The sequence below is a fragment of the Candidatus Brocadia sinica JPN1 genome (assembly GCF_000949635.1).
GTDB lineage: Bacteria > Planctomycetota > Brocadiia > Brocadiales > Brocadiaceae > Brocadia > Brocadia sinica.
This window is the reverse complement of the sequence record NZ_BAFN01000001.1, coordinates 3,730,812-3,756,230: the sequence shown is the minus strand read 5'-3', so window position 1 is coordinate 3,756,230 and position 25,419 is coordinate 3,730,812. Positions and strand designations below refer to the sequence as shown.

The 25,419-nt window shown below is 38.4% G+C and carries 17 protein-coding genes; all 17 read left to right on the top strand.

Annotated elements, in window-relative coordinates; all coding sequences use genetic code 11:
• The first annotated feature begins 230 nt into the window (after positions 1-230).
• Positions 231-740: a dTDP-4-dehydrorhamnose 3,5-epimerase family protein gene (locus tag BROSI_RS17195; protein WP_052565046.1), complete on the top strand. Its 510-nt coding sequence runs from the start codon at positions 231-233 to the stop codon at positions 738-740.
• A 46-nt stretch (positions 741-786) separates the two neighbouring features.
• Positions 787-4,404 carry an FkbM family methyltransferase gene (locus BROSI_RS17190; RefSeq protein WP_162183249.1) on the top strand — a complete coding sequence of 1,206 codons (3,618 nt, stop codon included), beginning with the start codon at positions 787-789 and terminating at the stop codon, positions 4,402-4,404.
• A gap of 3 nt (positions 4,405-4,407) precedes the next feature.
• Positions 4,408-8,988: a glycosyltransferase gene (locus tag BROSI_RS17185; protein ID WP_082059293.1), complete on the top strand. Its 4,581-nt coding sequence runs from the start codon at positions 4,408-4,410 to the stop codon at positions 8,986-8,988.
• Between the two features lie 65 nt (positions 8,989-9,053).
• Positions 9,054-9,947 carry a hypothetical protein gene (locus BROSI_RS17180; protein ID WP_052565039.1) on the top strand — a complete coding sequence of 298 codons (894 nt, stop codon included), beginning with the start codon at positions 9,054-9,056 and terminating at the stop codon, positions 9,945-9,947.
• A gap of 339 nt (positions 9,948-10,286) precedes the next feature.
• A complete protein-coding gene (locus BROSI_RS17175; protein WP_082059292.1) occupies positions 10,287-10,721 on the top strand; it encodes a tetratricopeptide repeat protein in 435 nt (144 codons plus the stop codon).
• A gap of 128 nt (positions 10,722-10,849) precedes the next feature.
• Positions 10,850-11,782, top strand: coding sequence for a glycosyltransferase (locus BROSI_RS17170; protein WP_052565035.1), 933 nt, complete (start codon positions 10,850-10,852; stop codon positions 11,780-11,782).
• Positions 11,783-11,997: 215 nt separating this feature from the next.
• The gene (locus BROSI_RS17165; protein WP_052565032.1) at positions 11,998-12,909 is read left to right on the top strand and encodes a CgeB family protein; all 912 of its coding nucleotides are present in this window, start codon (positions 11,998-12,000) and stop codon (positions 12,907-12,909) included.
• A gap of 37 nt (positions 12,910-12,946) precedes the next feature.
• Positions 12,947-14,050 carry a CgeB family protein gene (locus tag BROSI_RS17160; RefSeq protein WP_052565031.1) on the top strand — a complete coding sequence of 368 codons (1,104 nt, stop codon included), beginning with the start codon at positions 12,947-12,949 and terminating at the stop codon, positions 14,048-14,050.
• On the top strand, positions 14,038-15,201 hold the full coding sequence (gene wecB, locus BROSI_RS17155; RefSeq protein ID WP_052565029.1) for a non-hydrolyzing UDP-N-acetylglucosamine 2-epimerase: 1,164 nt from the start codon (positions 14,038-14,040) through the stop codon (positions 15,199-15,201). The genes BROSI_RS17160 and wecB overlap by 13 nt, the downstream gene beginning before the upstream one ends.
• Positions 15,202-15,577: 376 nt before the next feature.
• Positions 15,578-16,978, top strand: coding sequence for a tetratricopeptide repeat-containing glycosyltransferase family 2 protein (locus tag BROSI_RS17150; protein WP_052565027.1), 1,401 nt, complete (start codon positions 15,578-15,580; stop codon positions 16,976-16,978).
• Between the two features lie 294 nt (positions 16,979-17,272).
• Positions 17,273-19,045 (top strand): TPR domain-containing glycosyltransferase, encoded by a 1,773-nt coding sequence (locus BROSI_RS17145; RefSeq protein ID WP_052565025.1) that lies wholly within the window; start codon positions 17,273-17,275, stop codon positions 19,043-19,045.
• A 14-nt stretch (positions 19,046-19,059) separates the two neighbouring features.
• Entirely contained in the window at positions 19,060-20,838 is a 1,779-nt protein-coding gene (locus BROSI_RS17140) for a TPR domain-containing glycosyltransferase (protein ID WP_052565023.1), read from the top strand.
• Between the two features lie 164 nt (positions 20,839-21,002).
• Positions 21,003-21,929 carry a flagellin gene (locus BROSI_RS17135; RefSeq protein ID WP_052565021.1) on the top strand — a complete coding sequence of 309 codons (927 nt, stop codon included), beginning with the start codon at positions 21,003-21,005 and terminating at the stop codon, positions 21,927-21,929.
• A gap of 104 nt (positions 21,930-22,033) precedes the next feature.
• Positions 22,034-23,812, top strand: coding sequence for a flagellar filament capping protein FliD (gene fliD / locus BROSI_RS17130; RefSeq protein ID WP_052565019.1), 1,779 nt, complete (start codon positions 22,034-22,036; stop codon positions 23,810-23,812).
• Between the two features lie 18 nt (positions 23,813-23,830).
• Positions 23,831-24,304 carry a hypothetical protein gene (locus tag BROSI_RS17125; RefSeq protein ID WP_052565017.1) on the top strand — a complete coding sequence of 158 codons (474 nt, stop codon included), beginning with the start codon at positions 23,831-23,833 and terminating at the stop codon, positions 24,302-24,304.
• 58 nt (positions 24,305-24,362) lie between these two features.
• The gene (locus BROSI_RS17120; protein WP_157842600.1) at positions 24,363-24,704 is read left to right on the top strand and encodes a flagellar export chaperone FliS; all 342 of its coding nucleotides are present in this window, start codon (positions 24,363-24,365) and stop codon (positions 24,702-24,704) included.
• Positions 24,705-24,856: 152 nt separating this feature from the next.
• Positions 24,857-25,228, top strand: coding sequence for a flagellar protein FlaG (locus tag BROSI_RS17115; protein ID WP_052565013.1), 372 nt, complete (start codon positions 24,857-24,859; stop codon positions 25,226-25,228).
• Positions 25,229-25,419: the final 191 nt, after the last annotated feature.

Sequence of the window (25,419 nt, the reverse complement as noted above, 5' to 3'; positions counted from 1 at the left end):
AAACAATTTATTAACGACGACGGAAAATGTATACCCTTTTTTACAAGGCTTAACTGATACTTCATTAGCTTCATTAGAAGATGTTGTAAATACTTGTCTTTCAATAGCATCACCCAAGGAAGGAACTCATGAATTAATAAATAGATTGAAAGCGCTTGTGTCTACTATCAAAGCTATCAGAACAACAAAAGCATAGAATTGAGATATTCAATAATTTACGGAGAATTAACGTGGAAGTTAAACAAAGCAAACTTGCAGAGGTTTTAACGATTAAACCTCCTACTATTTTTGAAGATTTCAGGGGAACGTATGTTGAATTGTACAACGAACAGCTTTACATAAATGCCGGAATAAAAGTAAAATTTATCCAGGATGATATTTCTATTTCATCAAGGCATGTCTTACGCGGTATTCACGGTGATAATGAGACATGGAAATTAATTTCCTGTTTATATGGCAAATTTTATTTAGTTGTGGTTAATTGGGATAAGAATTCCCCACAGTATCGCCAGTGGGAATCTTTCACCTTATCAGAAAAAAATTGTACTCAAGTCTTAGTGCCTCCAAATTTTGGCATTGGCCATCTGGTTTTAAGTGAACAGGCAATATTTAGCTACAAACAAAGCACCTACTATAATCGTGCCAATCAATTTACCCTAGTGTGGAATGACCCAGAACTTAATATATGGTGGCCAATTAAAAATCCAATCTTATCCCAAAGAGACTTAGGGATTGGTTAACGCCTCTCCTAGAATAAAGCATTATTAAGGAGTCTTAGTAATGTCTGTGTCTGTTAAAAATCGTGCCAGCCTGAGAGTTTTATATATTCCTTTAGAGTTTAAAACGTGGCAAAATGCAAGCCACTTTCCTTACTCGGGAAATTATGGTTTTGAAGAAGGGTTTGCTGCCAACGGGGTGGAATATCTGACGATTCCAGCCTTTTATGAAACGACATCTTCCGAACAAATATCATGGCTCAACCACGCACGTAAACTCTGTGCAGGAAAAAACTTCAATCAGGTTTGGCTGGAGATGGTCCATAGCAGGTTTGACGAGGATTTCCTGGATTGGATTGCGGCGATAGCTCCGGTTCGTATTGGCTTTGTCTGGGAAAGCTATGAAATGCACCCTGATGAACTTGTAAATAATCCCGAAGGTGTCAAAAGACGGCGAGCTAATCTCGAAAGGAATTTTAAATTTGTAACGCATGTCGTTGCTATTGACGAAAAAGATGTGGAAAATTTTAACACCCATAACTTGGTAAAAGCCAAATGGTTGTGGGATGCCGGAATAATGCCTGATCGTTTCATCTGCAAGGAACTTCCGTCAACGCCCGCACCCAATAATTGTGCGGTTTTTTACGGGTCTCTCTATGGTGAAAGGAAAAAATGGCTGGAACATAGTGCCTTGAAGGGTTTACTTGTCCGCCCAGTGGCCTCACCAGAATATAACACCAATCTGCCTGGTCTTTTTGATAAATTGAACGCTACTTCTGAGGCGTTTTTAAAGGAAGGGAATGCCGCTACCGAAGATTTTTTTTCAACTTATATAGACTCTTTGCGTGTCATTCGCAGAGAATGCTTTGCCCTTTGGCTGAGGGGACTGAGTATGGGGGCAGCGATTGTGAATTTACCACAATTTGGTAAGGGTTATGCAAGCCGTGTACTTGAAGGGATGGCTGCAGGACGACCTGTTGTAAGCTATGAAATCACCGATCGACCGAGAACCAAAGCTCTCTTTGAGGATGGGAAAGAAATTTTATTGTACAAGGGAGATAATCCTTATCAGTTGGCTGAACATATACAACGGATTTTGCGTGAGCCTAATTTTGCCAGGCGGATTTCAGCAAATGCCAGAAGCAAAATAAAGAGTTTTCATACAACAGAAAGGTTAGTTCGCCAGATACTTGACTGGGTTGAAAATCGAGAAATAAATTCTTCTTTAACGGCTTATAATTTACAGGGTAATCAAACACAGCCAGATCATGTACAGGACAACAAGATGCTGTTAATGCGAAATTTTTATGGCCCCGGAGATATCGTATTTGATATTGGAGCAAATGTAGGCGACAAGACTTATATGTTTTTAGAAAATGGCGCAAAGGTAATTTGTTTTGAACCTCAATCTGATTGCACAAAGATATTGCGGAAGAAGTACGGCAATGACAAAAGAGTAGTAATTGTTGAAAAAGGGTTGGCTGATAAAAATGGGAAAATGCTACTTTCTGTATGCTCGCAGGCTAACACAATCTCCACTTTTTCAGATGAATGGAAAAAGGGAAGATTTGCTGACTATACATGGGATAAATCTGACGAGGTAGAAGTAATTACTCTTGATGACGCTATTCATACTTATGGATTCCCTCAATACATCAAGATTGATGTAGAAGGATTTGAATATCAAGTTCTGTGTGGTTTATCTAAACCAGTTCCATATTTATCATTTGAATTTACAATTGAATTTCTTGATCGTGCAAAGCAGTGCGTGTCTCATTTGGAAAAGCTCGGTTACAAATTCTTTAATTTTTCCGAAGGAGAAATATCTCAACTGGTTCTTTCCGAATGGGTTCCCTCAAAAACTCTTTTTAAAAAACTGGAACGTTCGACAGATCAGTTATATTGGGGTGACATTTACGCAAAGTACGATACGTTATCTTTTAATAATAAAAAAAATTTTACTCATGAAATTAAACACATTCTTCCTTATAAATCAGCTGCAATAACAAATATAAGAAATACGATTTCAATTGTTAATACCAATGTTCTCGAACAACTCCATATTACAGGTCTTTGTGGTGACAATCAGCCACTTCGCCTTCACCTTGGTTGCGGAGAACAGCACCTCGATGGTTATGTAAATATTGATTATCCACCAAGTGAGCATAATGTCATGCAGGTGAATGCGGACGTTTATGCGAACATTACGGAATTAGATTTTCCTGCAGGGTCTGTAGACGAGGTCAGGTCACACCATGTCTTTGAACACTTTAATCGTGTTACCGCCCTGGCTATGCTGATCAAATGGCATAACTGGTTAAAGATCGGTGGTAAACTGCACATCGAGACACCTGATCTTATGGGAAGTGCTAAAACATTATTGACTGAATCTTCCTGGAAGACAAAAATGGGGGTCGTCCGTCATATTACCGGAGATCAGTCCTCTGGTTGGGCATACCACGTCGACCAGTGGTTTCCTGAAAGGTTTGAGCATACCCTGAACCGATTGGGATTTGGTACCGTCCTGATACAAGCAAGCTCTTGGCCCCATGAGCCATTTTTATCAAACGTTACGGCGATTGCAGTAAAATCTCAGAATGTTCCACTGGAAAAACAATTGATAGTTGCCGATGAATTGCTATTGGAAAGTACCGTTTCTTCAATGGAGCAGCCAACTTTTGAAATCTGGAAAAGGCAGTTGCGCACTATACTTTTAGATAACCAAAAGGTAACATCCCATGATGTGCAATATCCCACAGGTTCTCAGATTTCTGATGTCCTTAAGGTCTTCCAACAATCTGTGCCGGAGCTGTCCATAGATGAACTTCATAACTTCAACCAGAGAAGTCGGGATAGGTGGGTACACGCAAAGGCATTAACTGTCCCGTCTGGATCACGTGTCCTGGACATAGGAGCGGGAACATGTCCTTATCGTCCATTCTTTGTTCATTGTATCTACAAGACTCATGATTTCAAAAAATATGCCGGTGAAAAGCTTGGAGGGACGAAGGAGTACGGGAGTATTGATTATGAATCAGACATCAGCGCTATACCAGTTCCCGACAACTCCTTTGATGTAATTATTTGCACCGAAGTTCTGGAACACACTCCAGAACCAATTGAAGCAATGCGGGAAATGACTAGAATATTACGGCCTGGTGGACGGCTTTTCATTACCGCTCCGCTCGGTGCGGGATTGCATCAAATACCGTATCACTACTACGGTGGTTACACGCCAGAATGGTACAGACATTTTTGTAAAAAGTTTGGACTGTACGTTTCAGAAATCATACCAAATGGCGGTTTTTTCAAACTGCTTGCTCAGGAATGTGCCCGGGTGGCATGGACATTACCACAACACCAGCATTTGCATGGCAACAACATAGAGTTTATTCAAAATCTATTTGGTGAGTGGATTCCACGATATTTGTTCGCATTAGAGAAAAAGCACTTTATTGATCAATTTACTGTTGGTTATCATGTAGAAGCCGTAAAGATTAGGGATATAGATAACATTCAGAAGATGATCGATAAGAATACGCAAAACGTAAGTCTTTACATTGAAGCTGCACATGCTTTGATGAATCAAGGAAAGTTCCTGGATGCAAAGATGTATATTGAAGACGCATTAGAGTTAGATAATGATAACCCCACATTGCTTGAAATATATCAACAGTTATCACAATAAACAATGAAACCAAAATTGTTATATGTAGGAATGAAATATGACTACGGGGATAAATCGAGGGGTTTTTCCTTTGAACACCGAAATTTTTACCACCCACTACAATGTTATTGTAAAAGGCGTGATTGGGATTTTGTCAACTACGATTTCATGGAACGTGGATTGAATATTGGCATCGATTTAATGACACAGGAATTGTATGAACTAGCCAGGAAAGAAAGACCCACTTATCTTTTTGCAGTATTATTCGATTTCCATCGCGATCCCCTCCACGAGGCATTTAAACAAATATCCACATTAGGTACAACAACTATCCATTGGTTTTGTGATGACCACTGGAGATTTGAAAAGTATAGCTCAGTGGTTGCCCCTCATTTTGATTATGTATGCACGACTGCTAATAGTGCCCTTCCAAAGTATGAAAAACTTGGGATATCCCATAAAGTTATTAAAACTCAATGGGCATGTAATCATGAATTGTATATCCCTTATGATATCCAAAAAAATTTAGATATTAGTTTTGTAGGACAGCCTCATGGTAACCGTGTAGAAGTCTTGTCAAAATTAGTTGTAAATGGACTCAAGTTAGAAGTATTTGGTTTTGGATGGGAAAATCGGCCACGTGTCCCCTTTCATCAAATGGTCAGGTTATTTTCCAGGTGTAAAATCAACCTCAATTTATCTAATTCGTCAACTTTAATTGGTCAACAGATAAAAGGAAGAAACTTTGAGATCCCCGGAACAAGAAGTTTCCAATTAACCAGTAATGCTGAAAATTTAACTGAATATTATGTAGATGGGAAAGAGATAGTAATATTCAATTCTGTAGAAGAATTAATAGATAAGGCAAAATACTATCTTAAGAACGAAGACGAAAGAAACGAAATAGCAATAAATGGATACAAGCGAACCATAGCTGAACATACATGGCATCACCGCTTTGGCGAGATATTTGATTATTACATAAATATAAAACGATTTGGCTCAAATATAATCGAAAAAAGCGCTTTGAATCTAAAAAATCAAACAGATCATATATCATTAGACCAATCCTCTGAACCACTCGTTTCGGTAATAATTCCTTGTTACAACCAGGCGCACTTCTTACCAGAAGCAGTAGAAAGCGTGATTAATCAAAACTATAAAAACTGGGAGTGCATTATTGTTAATGATGGCAGCCTCGACAATACAACTCAAGTTGCCGAATCGTTAATTCAAAAATATCCAGACAATCAAATCCGACTCATTAATCAGATTAACCAGGGATTGTCATGTGCACGGAACGCGGGAATCAAGGTTTCTCAGGGGAAATACATCCTTCCGCTCGATGCGGATGATTTAATACATTCCGAAATGTTAGAGAAGACGGTTTCTCTCTTGGAAACTCACCCAGAGATTGCAATTGCCTATACTGATGTAAAGCATTTTGGCAGTGCGAATCGAATTATTTGTGCAGGAGAGTATGATTTTAAACGATTGTGCTTTCAAAACCATCTCAACTATTGCTCACTGTATCGATGCAAAGCCTGGGAGTCCGTAAGTGGGTATAATCCCAACATGACCTGGGGTTATGAAGACTGGGATTTCTGGATATCCTGTGGAGAAAAGGGCTATTATGGAAGGAGAATTCCTGAACCTTTATTTATGTATCGCGTTAAAGAGAGCAGTATGTATACAAAAGCCCTTGAGCATCATAGTGAGTTAATGGCTCAAATTGTTATCAATCACCCAAACCTTTACGACGAAAAATACCGTTTAGAGGCAAAAAAAATATTAGATCAATGTCTAGCTGAAAAATCGAAACCCGACCCTCTTGTTTCTGTTATTGTACCGACTTACAACAGGCCAGATACCTTGAAAAAAACACTGGAAAGTATTGCATCACAGACCTACAAACGTATCGAAGCCGTTCTGGTTAACGATGCAGGAGAGGACGTATCAACTATTGTTGATGCCTTTCGAGAGAGATTATTTATTAAGTATCTCGTACACAAAGAGAATAAAGGACTTGCAGCAGCAAGAAATACTGCCATCAAGCATACAACGGGTAAATATATTGCTTACCTCGATGACGATGACATTTTTTACGAAGATCACGTAGAAACACTCGTTAATTTTTTAGAAAACAATGATTATAAAGTGGCCTATACAGATGCATACCGTGTATGGCAAGAAAAAGAGAATGGAAGGTATGTAGCAAAACGAAAAGACTTTCCTTATTCCTTTGATTTTGAATCAGACCTCATTTTGGCACAAAACCTTTTCCCGGTACTCTGCATTATGCATAATAAATCGTGTATAGATGAAGTAGGTCTTTTCGATGAATCACTCACCACCCATGAAGATTGGGATTTATGGATCCGCATGTCCCGAAAATACAATTTCGCTCACATAAGGAAGATCACTTGTGAGTTTGCATGGAGAACGGATAGCACCAGCATGTCTAGTAAAAAGCGGGCTGATTTTCTGAGAACATTGAACATTATTTATGAAAGATACGGAGAACATACAAAAGGCAAGCAACGTATTTTAAATTTACAAACTGCATGGATTAAACACCTTCAGAAGGTTTCCATCATTATCCCCGTTTTTAACAAAGTTGAATTTACTCGAAATTGCCTTGAAGCAATAGTCAAAAACACACCGAGAGATTTATACGAAGTTATCATTATTGATAATGCCTCCACGGATGGTACCAGGGATTTTCTTAAGTGTTTAGATGGCGATGTTAAAATTATCACCAATGATAAGAACCTTGGTTTTTCCAAGGCTTGTAATCAGGGGGCACGGATGGCTTCCACCGATTATCTCCTCTTTTTAAACAACGATACAGAACCCAGGAAAGACTGGCTGGAACCGCTTCTCAATATACTTACACAAGATAATTCAGTAGGAGCAGTGGGAGGTAAACTCTTGTTCCCGGACGGAACAATTCAGCATGCCGGGGTTGTCATTTTCGATGATCAAAAATTACCTGATCCTCTGGTTGCCAGACATATTTATTATGGGCAACCCATGGATATCGCTGAGGTGAACCAATTACGTCGGTATCAAGCCTTAACCGCAGCTTGCTTATTAATGCGTAAATCTGCATTCAATGAAGTCGGTGGTTTTGATGAGGGTTACTGGAATGGATACGAAGATGTTGACTTATGCTTTAAACTTCAAGAGAAGGGGTGGAAACTTGTTTACCAGCCTGAGGGTGTTGTAATTCATCATGAGTCAAAAAGCGGCCCTGAACGTTTTTCAAAAATTTTAGAAAATATTCAGCGATTGCATAGCAAGTGGATTGGTAAGATTAAACCGGATATTATTATAAGGGAAGACGGCTCAACTACAATTACTGAAAATAACAGAATACAGCGCTATCACATACCCAATATGATTTCTGCCGGATCGCTATCTAGCAAACCGCAAAAACTCGTCTCTATAATCATCCTCACTTACAATGCCTTAAAATACACACAACAGTGTATCAGTTCAATCCAGAGGCACACAGGATATCCACATGAGATTATTTTTGTAGATAATGGGTCAACAGATGGCACCGCAGCATACCTCCGCAAATTGGTTAAAGAACATCTAAATTCCTGTTCAAAACATACAGGAACAGACTACAAACTTATTGAGAATAAAGAAAACAAGGGCTTTGCAGCCGGCAATAACCAGGGAGTGTCTGCAGCAAGTGGAAATTACGTAATGCTGCTCAATAATGATGTCCTGGTTTCTGATGGTTGGCTGGAGAGCCTTGTGGAAAACCTGGAAAGGGATAAAAAAATTGGTATGGTAGGACCGATAACAAATTCTATCAGCGGCAGGCAAATGGTAAGGGATATTCCCTATAGCGATGAAAACGGGTTTCATATTTTTGCTCAAAAGGTAAGAAAGGCATACAACGGGCGGCTGACCCCACGATACCGCATTGCTGGTTTTGCGATTCTGATGAAAAAAGCGCTTTATGATGAAGTTGGCGGACTTGATGAATCCTTTGGCACAGGAAATTACGAAGACGATGACCTATGTTTAAAAGTCCATGAAAAGGGTTACGCAATTATGGTGGATGAAAGTGTGTTCATCCATCATTACAGAAGCCAGACCTTCATTGAAAATAAAATTGATTATCGAAACAGTCTATCCGTCAATGGGACTAAGTTTAAAGAAAAATGGCCAAATATTAACTATGAGGAGTTGCTTGAATTACACAGTAGTTTGGTTGATGCTAATACTGCCCTCGTCACTCAAGGTCAACAGGCGCTGGAATTGGAAAATATTGGTGAGGCCATTGAACTCTATTTGAAGGTACTGAAAACCAATCCTATTGATGTGGCTGCTTTGTGTGGTATTGGACTTGCATATCAAATGAGTGGAAAAATGGATAGCGCCATTGATGCTTATAAAAAAGTGATTGAATTGGATGGTGGTGCTGCATCTATACATAATAATCTGGGAGTTTTGTACTTTAAAAAGAATATGTACTCCGATGCGAGAATTTGTTTTGAAAAAGCGCTATCGATAGATACTCATTATAAGGAGGCGCAACAAAATCTTGAAAAGGTATCCAGGATTCAGGAGAAAAACTGCTTGTAACTTGCTACTGTATTCAAGCTGTATTATTAATAAAGTAAATTCTGCTTTACTTATAGAATGAACACATGCCAGACAAAGTAGACTGTATAATTAATGTGTGCAAAAAGCCCTTTCAAACTACTCTGGCACTTCTTTCCCTGAATCGCTATTCTGGGAAATACATAGATAAGATATTCTTCATTGAAGAGAACTTACAAAATGATCCTGAGAAAAGTTCCAGCGCCCTTATAAAAAATAGGCTTCCCAATCTTGAATATTATATTCCAAAATACTGGTTGTGGACAAACCCTATAGACGTGAAAAGGCTTGGAGAAGATGAATACAGATCGTCTATAAGGTACCAATACGGATGGGAAAAATCAAATAAGGATTTTATCTTTATTACCCATAATGACTGTATCTATCACGATGATATTATAGGGGCATTTCTCAAAAACATAGGAGACAATATTGCTATTGGCTCTATTGGGCAATGCTGGAACTGCCCTGCTTTCTGGACAAAAAAGTGCAATTCCAATAATTACTGGAACTACAGGCCTTCTTTTGTGGAGTTATCTGCTCTTTACGAAACCGTTGAACCTCCTTCAGGGCATACAAAAAGACCGTATCACATTCCGAAATTCCACGAGCAATTTAAAAATAATCCATGGCCTTTACCTGAATGTAGAGTTAATGAGTGGTGTATACTTATTAATCTTGCAATTGCAAGGGATTTAACAGTTCCAAGAGGAATAGCGTTACCTTTCGGCGCAATGGTTGACGGAGGGAGAGGAACATCTGTACTCGACATTGCCGTTGGATGGTTTCGTGATATTTCAATAAAGAATTTTCGTTGTAAAAACTTTCCTATTTACGACTATATGCACCATACTGGGGGACATCTATCAATGTTTAACTTTTATTTATATAGAGAAAATGAAAACAACGCGCTTAAAATCTTAAGGACACAATTTGTATAATTAGATAACTGCGGCAGGCTTATCGTCAGACCAATCTTACCTTCTATCTATCAGCATTACATTCAAATCTCCTTTTGTTGCCTATAACAGTTGGATCCATGTTGCTTCTTACGTAATTTTTTGACATAGCGTTTAAATATTTCACATTCGGCAATCTGCAAATGTTCAACATTTCAACAACTGAAAGAATTTTTCCTGACAAACTCAGTATCTTTTCGATAAGTTATTGAAACATAAATACTTATTTTGCTGGCACAAACATTGCTATGAGTTGAGGTATTGGTTATGCGGAAGACCACATTTATTATTACCTTGTTAGTTTTAGGTACTCACTAAACTATGCCGGCACCATCGGCTCAAAAATATTTTAACGAAGCACAGACATCCCAGGAAAGTGGCCTTATGGAGAAGGCTGTTGAATCTTATAAAAAAGCCATAGAAACCGACCCTTATTTCATTAGTGCATATTATGCACTTGCTCTACTTTATCACCAAATCAAACAGTTCGATAATGCTATAACCAATCTAAAAAAAGTGATAGAACTAGACCCAAATGATGCATCAGCATTTAACAATTTAGGTGTTATATGCTTTGCTAATGACATGTTCAATGAGGCAAAGACATATTTTGAAAAGGCATTATTAATTGAAACAAATTATAAAGAAGCTCGCGATAACCTGAAAAAAATTCAGCAAAAATTACAACAAAAGATACAAGTACAACCCTTCATTGAACAATCTATTAATACTATTCGTAAAAACAAAAAAACTTAAAAATTGGTTTTGTAAGTATTTGGTTTGAACGTGGGCAAGCATATGTAACTAAAACCTTGCGGGATGTTATCGCTCAAGAACATGAAACTTTTGTTTTTGCAAGAACTGGCGGAGTATACGGTCGCCCTATGTTGCAAACCGATGGCATATGGGCAGTCCCTAATTTAACGATATTTAACGATTATAGTATCCCGCATGAAGTAATTGGAAAGTGGATAGATGACAACGCAATTGATGCGGTGATATTCAATGAAGAATATGACTGGAGTCTCGTTGATTTTTGCAAGAAAAAAGGTACTAAAGTCATTACTTATCTTGATTATTACAAGGATGATTGGAAACCCTATATGTACTTGTACGATACCGTGCTTTGCTCCACGAAAAGGACATTTAATTTAGTTAAAGATTTCTGCAATGCCTATTACGTCGGATGGGGAATCGATACAGAACTTTTTAAACCTCTAAATAATGATGAGGAAAAATATACCTTTTTCCACAATGCCGGATGGTTGGGTATTAACTACCGGAAGATGACCCCTGCCGTCATCCTTGCCTTTGATGCGATTTCCCGACATAATCCCGACGTTACACTGTTCATCCATGCCCAGGCTGAACCAGAAAAACTTCCACCACAAATCGTAAATATAGTGCATAACAATACCAGAATCACATACCATGTTGAAACCGTACCTGCACCTGGTCTCTACCATAAGGGCAGTATACTGGTTTTTCCAAGCAAACTGGAAGGCTTAGGATTACCCCTTCTGGAAGGCATGGCTTGTGGTTTACCGGCCATCGCCACAGATGCACCGCCTATGAATGAATTCGTGCAGGATGATTATAATGGTCTTCTGGTTAAAGTTGCTCAAAGACTCACCAGACAAGACAACATCGCCTTTCCTGAAGAAATCGTTGATATGAATGACCTGGTTTTTAAAATGGATTACCTTATTAAGAATCCTGAGTTAGTTTATAAAATGCAAAATAATGCAAGGAACAGTGTCAATAACTACAATACCTTTAGTAAAAAAGTATATGAAGTAATAAACAATGTTCAATAAACCTATCATTTTGGATACCAACTACAAAGAGGCTATACAAAACCTCGAAAAGATGCGCTTTAAAAATCATACGTACAAAAAAGTCTGACCGTATCTCTATCACAATTTAAACAGCTTCCAGGCTTTGCAAGATATAAAATATTGCATAGAACGATGCATCCACAGTCAAAAAGATTCGAATAAGTGTTGAAAAATATCTATCCATGGAATCGGAAATGACAACTGTACATCTCGTCGGTGCTCAAAAAACAAATTACCCATGGGGTTTTGAAAATCATCTGATTTTGGCATTGGAGAAAATGAATTGCACGGTCATCAGCACAGACTTTCGGCAAGAGCGGCAAAATCTTCATACACTCTTACAGCAGCAAACTGACCTGATTCTCGTTTGTAAAGGTGAATTCATTCCACCAGAATTAATCAAGTCACTCCCCTATCCAACTGCCTTATGGTATTGTGAGCAGATTGGTAGCGAGAATGCAGTAGACTATGCAGCGCTTCTCAGAAGAAAAGAACTAGAATATAATGCAACTGCTTTTGATTATGTCTTTTCTCATGATAAAAACAACATACCAGTTTATAAAAGCATCGGTTGCAAAAATGTCCACTGGCTACCTTGCACTGCTGTAAATACAAAGATTCATAAAAAGCTTGATATGCAAAAAAAATATGACATTACCTTTATTGGTAACCAAACCCCTCGGCGTAAGAGCATTCTTATTGCTCTAGAAAAGTATTTCAACGTTTTCATCCCTAATACATGGGATAACAAAGAATTAAATGAGATATTTAATGAATCAAAGATCGTTTTAAACATACATCTCTCTGATTTACTTAACATAGAGACGCGCGTAGGCGAGGTACTTGGATCTGGTTCGTTCCTCCTTACCGAAGAACTTTCCTGCCAGGACCTTTTTATAGATGGAGAACACTTAGTACAATGGCGTCAAGGTGACGTTGAAGATCTTACAAAAAAAATCCAATATTATCTCATCCATGAGGATGAAAGGGAAAGAATTGCAGAAACAGGGCATGATTTTGCTGTTGAACACCATAGTTTTGAGAAAAGGTTGCACCAACTATTGGCAACTGTAAATTTTAACAAGAATAAACCTGGCGCAAAGTAACCTTACAAAATGGTGAAAAACAAATTACTGGTGATAGATGGTATTTCACATTTCTTTCGAAGAACAGATCGACACGATCAAAACATATCTTGCAAAGATTGGCAAAATATCTACTTGCAAACCTAGACCTCGTATCTTCATAGCCGTACATCACGTTAATTGGGAAAAACACGGACTGGTAGATGGATGGGCTGAGATTGCTGATGTTATTCATTATGATTGGGGAAATTCCTTCAATCAATATGCCCACGACTGGCACCAGAGGGGTAAGCCCGATTTTAACAAGGAATTAATACGGCAAGTTAAATTAGCGCATCGTGAAAAGCCGATCGATCTCTTCTTTTCTTACCTTTCGGGAAGATGGGTTTATCCGAAAACTATTCGAGCTATCGGTAAAATGAACCTGATAACAGTCAATATTAGCCTCGATGACAAGATAAAATTCTGGGGATACCAAGAGCCAAGCGGTCTTTCTGGTAATGCTGAAATTGCGCCTGAGTTTGACCTCTGCATCACCTGCCAATCAGAGGAAGATATTCATAAATATGTCAAAGTTGGCGCCCGAGCCTTATTTCTCCCACCGGGCGGAAATACTCACTCCTTTTCTCCCCTGCCAGTGCCAAGAGATATTCCTGTTTCTTTTGTTGGCCAATGTTACGGAATACGACCACATATCATTGAATGGTTAAAAAGTTGTGGGATTTCAGTTCAAACATTTGGCAAAGGCTGGCCTTCAGCAGAGCTATCACACCAAGAGATGAACGCAATCTATTCTCGTTCACTAATAAACCTGGGGTTTGGCCTTATTGGGAATTCTCCTCATCTAACAGGATTAAAAGGAAGAGATTTTGAGGTTCCCCTGATGGGAGGCCTCTATTTGACAACCTACAATCAAGATCTGGAAAACTGTTTTATCCTCGGAGAAGAGGTTGATTGTTACCGGAATAAATTGGAATTGATTTCAAAATTACAATATTACGTTTTACACCCGGATATCGCTCTTAAAATTGGAGCAGCAGGAAGAACCAGATGTTTGTTTGATCACACCTGGACTAATAGATTTAAAACCATTCTCTCCGTTGTAGGTCTTTCAGAATTTCGTACAGAGGATCACACACAGCATATACTATGTTCAAAATAATGAGTGTCTTTGGTACTCGTCCAGAGGCCATAAAACTTGCGCCAGTAATTAAAGAATTACAAAAACACGCAGACACACTGAAAAGTGTCGTTACCGTTACCGCTCAACATCGTCAAATGCTTGATAGCGTCCTGAATGTCTTCGCCATAAAACCTGATTACGATATGAACATCATGCATGAAAATCAAGGGCTATCCGACATAACATGCAAAATATTAAAAAACATAGAGGCGATTTATGAAAAAGAACGACCGGATTTAGTTTTAATACAAGGTGATACAACCACTGTATTTGCCGCCTCACTGGCTGCCTATTACAAGCAAATCCCCGTGGGACACGTCGAGGCAGGATTACGATCACTTAACAAATATCAACCTTTCCCGGAAGAGGTCAATCGATGTCTCACGAGTGTAATAGCGCATCTTCACTTTGCGCCGACTGATGATGCAAAAAGTAATTTATTAAATGAAGGAGTAAGTAAAGACCATATTTGTGTAACGGGCAATACCGTCATAGATGCCCTGCTAGATGTTGCAACACAGGATTTTGAGTTTGACAATGAACTGCTAAACAACATCAAAGGCAAAATGATACTAATTACAGCACACAGACGGGAAAGCTTTGGAAAACCGTTCATCAATATATGCAATGCCATCCTAACATTAGCCCAACAATACCCGGATGTTACTTTTGTATATCCGGTACATCTCAATCCAAATGTTAGGAACGTTGTATATCCCATGCTCGGTAATTTATCGAACATCATACTTGTCGAGCCGTTGGAATACGTGCCTTTTGTTCACTTGATGAAACGCGCCCATATTATTTTAACTGATTCCGGTGGTATTCAGGAAGAGGCCCCTTCTTTAAATAAACCTGTCCTGATACTTCGTGAAGTAACAGAACGCCCGGAGGCTGTAAGAGCTGGAAGTGCCAAACTGGTAGGTGTACATACCAAAACTATCATTACAGAAACAATTCGTTTGCTCGAAGACAGGAAAGAATACGATCGAATGACGCATCTTTTAAATCCTTTCGGCGATGGACATGCAGCCCAACGTATTGTCAACTTCATCAGACATAAACTAATTGATAACAAAACACCAATAATTACCAAAACCCGTATTTCTGAAAAAATAACAACTCACTGAATAAAAATTGATCATTTTGTATAAAATAACATCTCGGTGTATTCCCACACCGGCAAAGTGTTGGTGATATATTTTCTTGCCTTTTCAATAGCCAAATACTCATGTGCTGTTTACTTGATTTACATGTTTAAAGTCCATAACTTATTTATACAGACAAAGCTTAGTTTACGGCATTATGTTTGCTTTGTTTTAGATGCGTGATTTTCGCAAATACGTGGTAAGGCTTACACATTTTTATAAAGAATTTTTTCACCTCACCAGATCTCGTAAAGGCAACCCAGCGCATTCTTTTGTATCTGATAATCACACTGGGAGGGCCATCATTACGGGGAAAACTGATTAATAAAGGAACTCCTGGGAATAAAAGCTAATATCTATGCAAAATATAAGGATACCTAAGATCTCAGCCTGCATGATCGTAAAAAATGAGGAGGAACTTCTCCCTAACTGTTTACAGAGTATTAAAAATGCCGTTGATGAAATAATTGTTGTTGATACGGGGTCAACCGATAATACTATAACTATTGCTAAAAATTTTGGGGCAAAGGTTTACAACCACCTATGGAATGACAGTTTCAGCGAGGCAAGAAACCATTGTTTACATTATGCCTCGGGAGATTGGATCCTTCAGATTGATGCAGATGAAGAGCTGGAGCAGGCTGATATCCCAAAACTACAACATGCTATAAAAAATCCAGAATATAATGCAATTATCATAGCCATCCACAGCATCATAAAAGATAACGTACACAAATTTTATAACACACGGGTCTTCAGACGTGGTAAAGGATTCTACAAAGATATTATTCACGAGCAAATCATTACGGAAGGCGTACGATTACCAACGGAAATAAGGCTTTATCATCACGGATATAATCTCGACGAAAAAAAGATGCAGATAAAGTGGCAAAGGACTACCCGTTTACTAAAAAAACAAATTGAACAAAACAAATTCGATAGTTTTTCATGGTTTAATCTGGTGCGCAATTATCGTACACAAGACTTGTTTTATGATGGCATCAATGCAGGAGAAAAGGCACTGGCGATAATTACTCCTGATCCCTGCTTAAAACCCACTGGAACAAGTGTTAATCTGCACCATTATGCAATGATTATGTATGAGACGGCAAATTGTTATCTCCACAATGAAGATTTTGCAAAAGCAAAGGAATTATGCCATACCGCTTTATCAAGATTAGAAGAATTGGGAATTACTCCGGAAAATATTGACATTATATTTACCCTCGCCTGCATATATTTAAAAGAGGGTTGTTACCGCAAAGCAATTAACTACTTTAATCGGTTCTTATCTTTACGAGAATGGTATCTTGAAAATATGCATACGAATCCTCTTATGATTGACACACTGGGATATGATTACGCAGCTTATCATGGAATGGGTTATTGCTATGGGAATTTAGGGCAATGGGAAACGGCCATATCGCATTTACAAAAAGCTATATCGTATAACCCTAAGTACCTTACTGCTTACAAGAACCTGGTATCCTGCTATTCCAATGTCAATAACCGTGTTGAAGCAACCGAGACTTTATTGAGAACCGTTTCTGAAGGTATTGCAGATGATGATGTGATATTAAAATTGGGAGAATTATATATACAACAAGAAGCCTATGAAAAAGCTACTCCCTATCTCGAAGAATATTTAAAGAAACATCCTGAAGATAGAAGTGCCTTACTAAAACTTGCACAATCGTATGAGCAGTTAGGTCATTTAGGGGCAGCTCTTGTTGGTTATAGATCGGCGTTAGGGAAATAACGATTAAAAATTAGAAGTCAAATTTAGCATGAGATAAATTAGGCTGGGTTTTGAAAGGCAAAATCAACGACATTTATTTTTACCCATCCCTCAATCCCCTCCCAAGAGGGGATTTCTCAAATTCCCCTCTTGAGAGGGGTAGGGGTGTGTTTATTCATTGCTTAACTTAAAAGATTGAAATTCCCTGTATACATTATCCATTGAATTTAAAAATTCGGGAATATAGTTTATATTTTGTTCTGAATAGTTACAAGTAATGTTACAAAGCCTCCAGCGTGGCAAGAAGCAGTGACAATGATAGAACATCAATTTATACAAAATAACGACAGATCCCTGGTTAAGACATCCAGAAACAGGCCTACACTCTCTGCATGTATGATCGTTAAAAATGAAGAGAAATTTTTACCTCAGTGTTTAAAAAGTATTAAAGATGCCGTGGATGAAATGATTATTGTCGACACAGGCTCGACAGATAAGACCGTTGAAATTGCACAATCTTTTGGTGCAAGAGTATACCATCATCCCTGGAAGAACAGCTTTAGTGAGGCGCGAAATCATTCCCTGAACTACGCAACCGGTGATTGGATTCTTCAAATCGATGCAGATGAGGCGCTTGAACAGGCCGACATTCCCCTTTTACACAAATTAATAACCACTGATTCATGCAATGTCATATTTGTCGCTATTTATAGTGAACTCCCCGGTGGTCAGGCAAAACACTACTTCCAAAGAATATTTCGCAGGGGAAAAGCCCATTTTGAGGGAATTGTACACAATCAGCTCATCTTCGAGGGTAAGGCGTTTCAATCAGAGATAAGGCTATATCACTATGGGTATAATTTATCCGAATCGGAAATGCAAAAGAAATATAAAAGGACGGGTGATTTATTACGACAACAACTCGCTGAGAATCCCAATAATATTTTTGTTATGGCAAATCTCATTCGAAACTACAGAAATGAATATGACTTTGAGAAGGTTATTGAATTAGGAGAAAAAGGACTAAATATATCCATACCACAAACAGACCTCGTTTCTAAAATTCAAAGGCAAAGAATATCCATCGACCTTGCACATGCCCTGTTAAATACAAATCAAGTGGACAAGGCTGAAGAAGTCTGTAAAAAAGCACTGAAAGAAAACCCGGATTCCTTTGACGTCCTCCTGGTACTTGGAGAAATATTGTTGAAAAAAAGAGCATTCAGCGATGCCCTAAATTATTTTAAGAAGTATCTTGTTTTGAAGGAAAAAGAAAACAGGGAGCCTTCTTTCAAAGTACTCTCTGCCGATTTTTACTATTATGAACACGGTGCATATAACAATATTGGTGAATGTTACAGACATCTGGGACTTATCAATGAAGCTGAAGTAGCTTATAAAAAGGCTATAGAACTCAATAATAAGGAACCACTATACTACTCAAACCTTACCCAACTCTATATTTCTCAAAATCGTTTAGACGAGGCCGAAAATATAGCTGATACTGCTGTAAGACTTGGTATCGCTAATCATTTGACATATCTTTTATTGGGAAAGGTATATGCCACACAAAAAAAACACAATAGTGCTATCAATGCTTTTAAACATTCGATTCGTATCGACGGTAACAACGTAACAGCATACATATATTTGATCAACTTATCAATCCAGATAAATCAGCTTACAGAGGCGGAAGAAACGCTAAGAGGAATAATTCCTTCTTGCCTGGATAACCTACGACTTAAATGCCTTTCGGAAAGAATCAAATATAAAAAGGGTGACCGGAAGAGCGCCAATAAATTTATTCAGAATATACTAAAGTCCAATGTCATAGATAACGATATCTATCTCGACCTTGGTGACCTTTGTATAGAAATGGAGCAATATACCACAGCCATCGAACTATTTGAAAGATACCTTGCTACCTCTCCGTCTGATGCGACCGTTGTTGCCAACATTGCCACCTGTTATGCCAGATTAGGTAAATTAGAATCTGCTAAATTCGGATTCCAGGCAGCGTTACAAATAGACCCCGGATGTACTTATGCCAGACAAAATCTTGTGGCTTTAAACAAATTAGGTTCTTAATGGGGAAACAATCGATGACAATTACAGATCTTCATACTTCACAAAAGAATGGCAGATCCTTGGTTAAGATATCCAGGGGCAGGCCTACCCTCTCTGCATGTATGATCGTTAAGAACGAAGAGAAATTTTTACCCCAGTGCTTACAGAGTATTAAAGATGCCGTGGATGAAATTGTTATTGTTGACACGGGCTCGACGGATAAGACCGTTGAAATCGCACAATCCTTTGGTGCAAGGGTATACTATCATCCCTGGAAGAATAGCTTTAGTGAGGCGCGAAATCACTCCCTGAACTACGCAACAAGAGATTGGATTCTTCAAATCGACGCGGACGAGGCGCTGGAACAGGCCGACATCTCCCTTTTACACAAATTAATAACAGTTGATTCGTACAATGCCATATTTGTCGCCATATATAGTGATCTTCCCGGTGGTCGGTCAAAACATTATTATACAAGGGTATTTCGCAGAGGAAAAGCCCACTTCGAGGGAATTGTACACAATCAGCTCATCTTCGAGGGTAAGGCATTTCAATCGGAAATAAGATTCTATCATTATGGTTACAATTTGTCAGAATCTGAAATGCGAAGGAAATATAAAAGGACAGGCGACCTGTTACGACAGCAACTCGCTGAGAATCCCAATAACATTTTTGTTATAGCAAATCTCATCCGAAATTATAGAAACGAATATAACTTTGAGAAGGTTATTGAATTAGGGGAAAAGGGACTAAATATATCTCTGTCACAAACAGACTTTAATTCTCAAAGTCAAAGGCAAAGAATATACCTTGACCTTGCATATGCCCTATTAAATACGGATCAAATAGACAGGGCAGAAGAAATCTGTAAAGAGGCAATTAAAGAAAATCCTGATTCTCTCGACATTTTATTTGTTCTGGGAGAAATACTATTAAAAAAGGAGGCCTTTGCCGATGCCTTACAGTATTTCAAAAAATATCTTATTGCAAAAGATAAAGAAAACAAAAAACCCATCTTTAATCTGTCAATCGTTGATGCATATTATTATGAATGCAAGGCATATGACAATATCGGAGTATGCTACGAGGGTCTGGGACTTATTAACGACGCTGAAGTGGCTTACAAAAAGGCAATAGAACTCAACAATAGAGAACCACTCTATTACTCAAATCTTGCAAGTTTATATGTTTCTCAGAATCGTTTAGAAGATGCTGAGAATATGGCCAGCGCTGCCCTAAAATTGGGCACAAATAACCATCAGATATACCTCCTGCTGGGAAAGATACAAGCGATGAGGAAAAAACCTTATGAAGCCATTCATACTGTTAAACAATTACTCCAAAAAGATAGCAAAAATATACACGCACACATATTTTTGATAAACTTGCAGATAGAAGCAAATCTCCTGAGCGAGGCAGAAGAGACGTTAAAAAAGATAAATTCGTCTCACCCAGACCATCTGGGACTTAAATGTATTGCAGAAAGAATTAAATACAAAAAAGGCGACAAGAAGAGCGTCGTTCAGTTTATCAACAACATTTTAAGCTCCAGCCCATCACATAGTAGCGTATACCACGACCTCGGAAATCTCTGCATAGAAACAGAGGAATACGAGAAGGCCATCGAACTGTTAGAAAAACACCTTAAAACCTCTCCCACTGATGCAACTGTCATTACGAACATCGCCACCTGTTACGCCAGATTGGGAAAATTAGAATCTGCAATGATTGGACTCCAGGCGGCGCTAAAAATAGACCCAGGATGCAACTATGCCTTACAGAATCTTGTAGCTTTAAAAAAGAATTTTTTTTAAATTTCTTAAACTTTTTAAAACTCCTGCCGATAATTCCACCAGGTACCTTGAAATGCTTAAAGAAGTGACTGGCCGGTCAAATGATGTTTGTATATTTAGATAGATAAACTAGTTTCTACCCGTTATGGAATGCGGGAAAAAACAATAAAACAAGGAGGTTAAGGATGAGTACAAGAATTAATACAAATCTTAATGCGTTAAACGCTCTGAGGTCGCTGTCTGATATCTCTGGTCGTTTGTCTGTTTCTCAATTAAGGTTGGCTACGGGTAAAAGGATCAACACATCAGGGGATGATGCAGCTGGTTATACTATTGCAAAAAAGTTTAATGCACGTGCAGAAGGTCTTGGTCAGGCCTTAAGTAATATTGGATCGGCTAAAAACCTTTTGTCGGTTGCAGAAGGACATCTGAACAATATCGTTGATATCCTGACGCAGATGAAGACAAAGGCGACTCAGGCAGCTGATGACTCACTTGGTACATCCGAGCGTACAGCTATCAAAGCGGAACTTGCCGCATTGGCAACACAAATTAACCTTGAGGTAACGCAAGCCACATGGAATTCCAAAGCGATATTCAGCGGTACAGGTTCGAGCAATGCTACTGCCGGTGGCACACTGTTTAAATTCCAGATCGGTGGTGGAAACAGTACCACAAACGACATATTGCAATTTAATTTGTTAAAGACCGGTAATGTCAGCTTAGAGAGTGGCAATACAGGTTATAAGGCCACTCAATTAAGGCTTGATGCAAGTGGTGGCACACGGCTTAGTGGCAATACCCTTGCAGGTTCATTGGTAGGCTCATCAGCATCGGCGCAAACATTGATGGGTAGAATAGATAGCGCTGTTGCAGATGTATCAGAGGCATTAAGCTATGTTGGTGCCGTTGTAAACAGGCTTAGCTATCAGGAAACAAGCTTGACTGTGGCAAAGACAAATACTGAGGCAGCAAGAAGCCGAATTGAGGATGCTGACATGGCGTATGAGCAGTTGAATGCAACAAAGCTACAGATCTTACAACAGACTGCCAGTTCAATGCTCGCCCAGGCAAATTCAGGGCCGCAGTCCATATTAAGTCTTTTCAGATAAAAAGGCTTTCTGCTGGGGATGGGTTTTAAAACCCATCCCCAATTTTATTTTGAACAGAGCATGTGTATGTTTTAGGAAACACCCTCCCCAGGAGGTTTAAAAATATGGCCATATCATCTATAACATCAGCGTTTGGTGCTAATTCCAATATCAACCTATTGGTTACTCAGTTTATGGCTTTGGAACGGAGACCATTGACATCGCTGAATACAAAAAAAACCAGCCTTAATAGCAGTTTAAATATTTATAACGATTTAAAATCCAAACTTTCCGATCTTCTAACAGCCTCAAGAGATTTGTCTAGTACCAGCACAAGTTCTATATACAATTCAAGAACCTCCAGTTCCAGCGATGAAACAAAACTAACAGCATCCGCAGGTTCTGGCGCGGCTGTGGGAACATTTCAGATTCGTGTTAAACAATTAGCCACCGGCGCTTCAATCCAGAGCACCGGTGAACTAATTAGCAAATCCGCCGCTAAAAGCACCACAAAGGTAGCTCCAGGTTCTGGTGTTATCGATGTATCGAAAAGTTTTTCTGACGCTGGATTTACAAACACTCCAGATGGTACGGTAACCATCAACGGTCAGACTTTTACTTTATCCGATTACGATACCGTACAGGCTTTTATGGATGCTGTTAATACTGATGTCACGGCAAATGCAAACATCTATTATAACAAAACGGAAGATAAGTTCTATATTGAACAAAAGAGCGGAAGCACGGATCTGGTTATATCAGAGACAGGAACAAATCCGTTTTTCACTGAGGCAAAAGTAACCGTTGGTATGTATACCGGTAACGGCAATACGGGTATTCAGAGTGATGTCTTATTAAGTAAGGCCAATTTCGATACGACACTGACCAGTACTACGAGCGGTAGTTTTAAAATTAATGGCGTAACGATTACATATAATACTGATACGGACACATTAGATAATGTTATCTCTAGAATAAACAGTTCCACAGCCAATGTAAACGCATTCTATGATAGCTCCCTTGACAAAATGATTATTAAATCCAAAGCCACCGGAAGCACGGATACAATTACCTTATCAGATGTAAGTGGGAACCTTATGAGTGTACTAAAGTTGTCTGGTGCAACTGCAACAGCAGGTACCGATGCAAATTTTACTATAAATAGTTCTGCTGCGTCTGATGAAATAACCAAAAGTACAAATACCTTTACAATAAATGGTATTACCTATACTCTCAAAAATACCAATGTCACAAGCTACACGGATACTACGTATACGACCGTAACGGTAAAGCAGGATACAAGTGCGATTCAATCCAAGATTACCAGCCTCCTGGATAAATTTAATACAGTAACAGAATATATAAAGGATAAATCGAGTGTAAATACAAGCACAAAAGCACGGGGACTACTTGCAGGAAATGCGGCCTTTACTTCTCTCAGAAGCCAATTATTTCAAAAGGTAACAGAACAGATAACAGGGCTTACCGCAGGAAATCCTGACTACCTTAATGAAATTGGCATTACCATCAGCAGCAGCTTAAAGGTAAGTTTATCAGATACAACTAAATTTGACAATGCCATTACTTCCAATTCCAAGGCGGTTGAAGATTTATTTAATTCTACAAATGGTGTCGCTAAAAAGATAGAGACGCTTTTAAAGCCTTTTGTGGAGAGTTCTTCATCTACAAGGAACTCCATTATTGACGAAACGAAAGATGTTATCAGTAAGCAGATAGAAGATATCGATGTCAGGATAGACCGGATGGAAACACGGCTGAATATAAGAGAAAATCAGTACCGTCAACAATTTTACAAAATGCAAGAACTATTAAATAATCTTGTGCTTCAGGGTAATCAGATAACGTCACTTACACAATCAACATATAACGCACAATTATTCTAAGGCACATAGAAGCTGAACATGGTACATATAAACAATTCGTACTGCCCTGGAAAATCAAAAGAAATAAAGGATATAATAAAAGTCTTGGCAACTCATCTAGAAGATTATCATTTGCTTTTCCGCTATACCCACGAACTAAAAACAATGTTAACAAAGGGCTGTGCTGAGGATTTCCTGGAGAACATAATAAAAGAGAGAGGGTTACTCATAGATAAACTGGTTGCATCAAAAAAATATTTCGATTCTCTTAAAGAATTTCCTGATATTGTCGATAATAGTGAATGGAAATTACAAACAAACGAACTGTTACAAAAAATCCGGCAGCTATTGGATGCTACGGTTTCCCTTGACGCTGAAAATGTGTTTTTAATGAAGCAATGTATTAAAGACATTACCCTCAATCTTGAAAAGATTAAAGAAGGTAAGTATTTCATAAGTAATTTAGGAAAACATATCAATAACACGCCTTTCTTCGTTGATGTATGTGGGTAAAAAACCTTTAATTATAAAATTCAAAGAAAAAAACTTTTATAAGGAGGATGAGAAACTTATGATTGCTACAAAAAAGATGAGCAATACCTATCTAGAACAGGAAATTATGACGTTAAATCCAGTTCAACTATTAATTAAAGCTTATGATGCGGGAATTGCTGCTTGCAACCGCAAAGACGAAGCCAAATCATGTGCAGTACTTGCTGAATTAATTGATTCCCTCAACTTTGATTATGCGGAAATCGCCAATTCCTTATTCAGATTGTATGAGTATTGTATGCGGGAAGTTAAACTGGGTAATTTTGAGTCTACCTTAAAGATTTTGAAAGAATTACGAGAAACATGGATTCAAGTTCAAGACAGCGTTCAAACTGAAACGTTACAACCATGCAGCTTATAAGGCAGCGTCTTGTTCACTGTGATTGTCAAAATATTCAAGAATAGCCTTATATATACAATACAGTGTGTTCGGATATTGTGTGTTTAATATAAGCATATAAACGGGAAAATATTTTGACAATCCTGAGAGTATAAATTTGTAGGAGTGGATGTATGGAAACTCATGATGTCCATCCTGTCAGCGTATGCAAAGATCATATTACAATAGCCAGTAACAAAGATGTACCCATTAAAAAGAATGGGCTTCCGTCTGCAGTATCACCGATAAATGACCCTCTCAAAAAAACATCTTCGCCCGTCACGCCCCATAACGTAGGAACAAAAGTTGCCTTTTCAATAGAAAAGGATTTAGAGATCGTTGTCACCAGTGTTAAAGACCTAAATACAAATAAGATAATCAGACAAATACCCCCCGAAGAAACTATTGATAGGTTAAAATTATTAAATAGCTATTATAAACAGCCAATTGATAATGCTGCTAAATTTGCATCTAAGTATAGAGCCTACGCACAAACTAAAAAATAAAGCATCAGATAGAGAAACGGTTTTAACTCTAAAACGAAGCCAAAACATCACCCCATAATATCAGCTTTTTATGCGAAAAGATAAGATTTAGTTTCTTAAATAAGACATAAAACGCAATTATTATTTTATCCAGGTAAGCCTGGAGCAAATAATCCCCAAATAATGGTGATAGATACCTGTTATCCAGCCAT